We start from the raw sequence: 4,843 nt of genomic DNA on the forward strand, positions 1-4,843 counted from the left end.
ACGACCAACATTCAAACAAAAAACAAACTACGCCAACAGTTTAACAAAACCAACCAAAAGAGAATACGATTCACTGATCATTTATCGTAACTCTTTCATTAAAAACCCGTAACATATAGCTACTCAAATACGGATATAGCGTTACTCTATAAGAACATGACCATAAATAAACTCACTATCAAAACCTGTTGCTGCCGCCATTTCCTCCGGCTTAAGGAGCTTAATACTACTCCTCGTTTTACGTATAAACTTCTTTTGCTCCAGCGCGGTCATGCAGCGGCTAACATGGACACTAGTAATGCCTAATAGCTCGCCTACCACATCCTGGGTAATAGGAAATGCGTAAATATTGGTCTTCAACAACCCTTTAAAGCAGAACCGTGTATAAATTTCTAATAAAAAGTGGGCAACACGCTCTTCAGAACGGTGGTGCGTACAGCTTCTTAATCGTTCAATCGTAATATTGTCATTGACCATGATATAGGACATTACCGCTTTTCTAACGTCCATATCGGTTTTAAAAAGTTTATGTATATCTTCGACCGATACTTTTTCAAACTTACAGTTAGTAAGCGCTAGTATAGTAATATCGTGGTTGTCAAAAAAGCTTTCTCGAACACCGATGATATCGCCAGGCATAAATACATTACATATATCCTGGCCTCGCTTATCGGTGGCATGGCAAAGGCTCGCCCATCCTTCTTTTACTAGAAACATATCGGCCCGGCCATCACATAATGAGAGCATCTTTTGATTTCTCTTTAATTCGACCGGTTTTTTGCGCGTTGACCGCAAGCTTTCTAAAGAGTCGCTGCCCAAATCTCCATACAACCCCAGAACACTCTCTAGTGTTATATCAAAATTCAAGGCATCGAAATCATCAGTGCCACCATTAAAGCTAAAGCTTTTTTTGTCCATAATATCGTAATTTCCTGCCATTACCTTATCCATTTCTACACTCCTTTGTAGTTAGACGTAAGCTATACATGATAGCCAAAAGGTAAAAAGTTTATATAACTAAAATAGGTAAGAGGCAAAAAAAATATAGTCAACGAAAAAAAGATAAACAAGGATTATTTATTTGCCCCACTTGGATAAAGGATGTTACTAAACTATTAAGCGATAAAAATTAACAATTGTTAACTTTTTCATATTATTTCTTATCATCAATCATCGACTTACGCTTTTCAGGTAACGCAGGTTTGAAAAAAAGCGTTACGTTTACAAACAAACTGAAACTTACCGGGTCATAAACAAAGATCAGCCAACCGTAAGGTAGCTAATAAGCAAGTTAACTAATAAAGAAAGGGATTGATCTTTAATAAATTACATATATCAAGGATAAACGCTACCAGCTGTCTTACGCTAATTATGCGGCATTAGGAGAACGACCTTATTCACGGAGAGAATAATGATGAAACGTAATATTTTTGTAATTGCTCTAGAAGATAAGCAGCGTCATGCGATGGAGACCTTGCGTGAGGCAAAAGCATTAAATATTCATGAACTGCTGAGTGTGGATACCGCGGTTGAGGCTGAAGAGCTATCGTTTAATCAGCTTTTTGAAGAAATCAAGGCGAAACTAGACAGCTTCTCAGGGTCAATAGATGGCATTATCGCGCAGTGGGATTTCCCCACCAGCGTACTCGTTCCTCTCCTCTGCCAGCATTATGACCTTCCTTCTCCTTCTATCAAGAGCGTTTTAACGTGTGAACATAAGCTCTGGAGCCGCCTGGAGCAGCAAAAGGTGATTCCTGATGTGGTGCCTGCCTTCTGTGGTGTCGATCCTTTCAAAGATAATCCGATTGACCAGGTAACCCTCGACTTTCCCTTTTGGGTAAAACCGGTAAAGGCCTTCTCTTCTCACCTGGGGTTTAGGGTGGAGAATCAGGCGCAGTTTGACCATGCGATTGAAGAAATACGCATGGGTATTCGTCAATTGGGCGACCCTTTTAACGAAGCGCTTGCGTATGCTGACCTGCCCGAGGAGATTCAAGCGCTGGATGGTAACTCCTGCATTGTTGAAGAGATCGTCAAGGGTGTACAAGCCGCGCCTGAAGGTACGGTTTTTAAGGGCGAGTTCAACGTGCACGGTATTATCTCCCAACCTAAATCGGATGGGTCACAAACACTTTTTGACCGCTTGGAGTATCCAAGCAACCTGCCTGAACATGTTCACCACAAAATGGTAGAAACGGCCAAAATGTTTCTTACCCATATTGGCTACGATAATGGCTGTTTTAACGCTGAATTTATGTGGGACGAGGCGACTGACAATCTTTGGCTGATTGAAGTTAATACACGTATTTCTCAGTCACATAGCGAGATATTTGTCCTGGTTGACGGCATGTCCAACCATGAAGTGGCTATCGATATTGCCTTGGGGCAACGTCCTTCACTATTAAACCGCCAAGGCGTGGCGCCTGTGGCGGCAAAATGCTTTATTCCCTACGCCCATGAGGATGGCATCGTGACGCGGGTGCCTAGTCAGGAAAATATACAGGCGCTTCAACAACGCTTACCGCACACCGATGTCTGCCTTGATGTTGCTCCAGGCCAACGCCTTGGCGATTTACTGCATCAGGACAGCTTTTGTTATCGACTAGGCACGCTTTACATCACCGGCAATAACCACGAGGAGATCGAAGAAAACTATAAATTTTGTTTGGATTTTTTAGATTTTGAGATCGAAAAAGTGGATCTTTAAAAGGAGGTAGCATGGAAGTTATCAATGACTTTCCTTATAACGTCCGCGAGATAGAAAACGTCTTTATTCCTATGCGTGATGGCAAGCAGTTGGCCGCGCGTATCTGGCTCCCCGAGGCAAGCCTGGCGTCGCCTCTTCCCGCGATTATGGAGTACATCCCTTACCGCAAGCGCGATATTACGCGAGGCCGCGATGCATCCAATCACCCTTACCTTGCTGGTCATGGCTATGTGTGTGTTCGTGTGGATATGCGCGGTAGCGGTGACTCTGATGGCGTATTAACGGATGAGTACACCCAGCAAGAGCAGCTTGATGCGGTGGATGCGATCGAGTGGATTGCCCGCCAGGCCTGGTGCGACGGCAATGTCGGCATGATGGGTATTTCCTGGGGCGGCTTTAATAGCCTGCAAGTCGCTGCTAAACAGCCGCCTGCTCTTAAAGCCATTATTAGCCTCTGTTCAAGCGACGACCTGTATGCCGACAATATGCACTATATGGGTGGCTGCCTACTGGGAGACAATTTATCGGAAGCGACCGTAATGCTGGCGTTTAACGCCCTACCCCCGGATCCTTTGATAGTGGGCGACCGCTGGCGGGACATGTGGCATGAACGCATGGAAGACAGCGGCCTTTGGATTGACAAGTGGCTTCGCCACCAGCGCAGGGATGCGTACTGGACCACCAGCTCAGTGTGTGAAAATTATGATGCTATTCAGTGCCCGATTTATGCGATTGGTGGGTGGGCCGATGGTTTTACCAATACCGTCTTCAGATTAATGGAGCATCTTGATGTTCCACGTAAAGGTTTAATTGGCCCCTGGGGTCATAAGTACCCTCACCAGGGAATACCCGGGCCCGCCATTGGTTTTTTACAAGAAGCACTGCGCTGGTGGGATTATTGGCTGAAAGGTGATGACAACGGCATTATGGATGAACCCATGCTGCGTGCCTGGGAGCAGGATAGCGTACCACCTGACAACGCTTATGAAGACAGACCCGGCCGCTGGTTGACAGAGTCCGAGTGGCCATCGAGTAATTTGCAAGAGCAGTGTTTCGTCTTGTCGCCTTACCGGCTTACTCCCCAAACCTGCTCAATCGGTACGTCTGAACCTAACGTTGAGCCTGCCACGATGGGACTACAGTCGCCGTTAAGCGTTGGCTTGTCAGCCGGCAAATGGTGCTCCTACGCCGCGACACCTGACTTACCCGGCGACCAGCGCGAAGAAGACGGCGGCTCCCTTGTTTTTAGTACAGATGCATTAACCGAGTCGTTAAATATCTTTGGCACGCCTTCTTTAGAGTTGGAAGTTTCCAGCAATCAGCCACAGGCCATGTTGGCAGTCAGGCTTTCTGATGTCGCGCCGGATGGGAAAGCAACTCGCGTCACCTATGGTCTGTTAAACCTTACCCACCGTGATAGCAATGCAGAGCCAACGCCGCTTGAACCGCATCGCACCTACCGGGTGACGATAGAGATGAACGGTATTGCCCAGAAATTCCCCGCAGGACACCAATTACGGCTTTCTATTTCAACCTCTTACTGGCCTCTTGCCTGGCTCCCTCCCAAGCCTGCCCAAGTGAATATGACCTTTAACCAGTGCGTGCTTAAACTACCTGTGCGTACCGCAGACCATCATGGGGATGGCTTAACGCATTTTGGAGCGTCCCAGTCGGCACCGCCTCTTGAGATCACTCACTTGGCACCCAGCAAACATAATTGGTTGTTGCATCAAGATCTGGCGGCCAAGGGTTCAACGTTGGAAGTCATCAATGACCAAGGGTGCTTTCGCATTAACGATACTGGTACCGAGATTCACCGGTGCGCCCGCGAATATTACACCACGGTAGGTAATGATTTTACGTCAGCACGTGGCGAGACGATGACGGAAAGCTCGTTTCAGCGGGATGACTGGCATACAGAAGTGTATACCCGGACCGTGCTGAGCTGCACTGAAACGGACTTTATTATTCATGCCCAGATGGATGCTTATGAAGGGCAGTATCGGGTATTTTCCAAAAACTGGGAGTCTACAATTCCACGCGACCTGCTGTAGAAAAGTTGGCATGGAAAGAAGGCGGGGATTAACAACCCACCCTCCCCAACCGAGCAAAGCCGCCTACATGCATTAGGCGGCT

General features: G+C 46.7%; 3 protein-coding genes. 2 read left to right on the plus strand and 1 reads right to left on the minus strand.

Annotated elements, in window-relative coordinates:
• Positions 1-141: 141 nt before the first annotated feature.
• Positions 142-951, minus strand: a complete 810-nt coding sequence (locus ACT3R4_RS18150; RefSeq protein WP_496201280.1) for a Crp/Fnr family transcriptional regulator — start codon at positions 949-951, stop codon at positions 142-144.
• A gap of 460 nt (positions 952-1,411) precedes the next feature.
• Here ACT3R4_RS18150 and ACT3R4_RS18155 point away from each other — a divergent pair, with 460 nt between their 5' ends.
• Positions 1,412-2,707 carry an ATP-grasp domain-containing protein gene (locus tag ACT3R4_RS18155; RefSeq protein ID WP_496201281.1) on the plus strand — a complete coding sequence of 432 codons (1,296 nt, stop codon included), beginning with the start codon at positions 1,412-1,414 and terminating at the stop codon, positions 2,705-2,707.
• 11 nt (positions 2,708-2,718) lie between these two features.
• Complete coding sequence (locus ACT3R4_RS18160; RefSeq protein WP_193054332.1) at positions 2,719-4,761, plus strand: CocE/NonD family hydrolase; 2,043 nt, start codon at positions 2,719-2,721, stop codon at positions 4,759-4,761.
• The last annotated feature ends 82 nt before the right edge of the window (positions 4,762-4,843 follow it).

This window comes from Halomonas sp. AOP7-E1-9 (assembly GCF_052376035.1).
Taxonomy (GTDB): domain Bacteria; phylum Pseudomonadota; class Gammaproteobacteria; order Pseudomonadales; family Halomonadaceae; genus Vreelandella; species Vreelandella citrativorans.

Coding starts and splice junctions, on each gene's coding strand:
- ACT3R4_RS18150 (WP_496201280.1), bottom strand. CDS start 951: ATGGATAAGGTAATGGCAGGAAATTACGATATTATGGACAAAAAAAGC.
- ACT3R4_RS18155 (WP_496201281.1), top strand. CDS start 1,412: ATGATGAAACGTAATATTTTTGTAATTGCTCTAGAAGATAAGCAGCGT.
- ACT3R4_RS18160 (WP_193054332.1), top strand. CDS start 2,719: ATGGAAGTTATCAATGACTTTCCTTATAACGTCCGCGAGATAGAAAAC.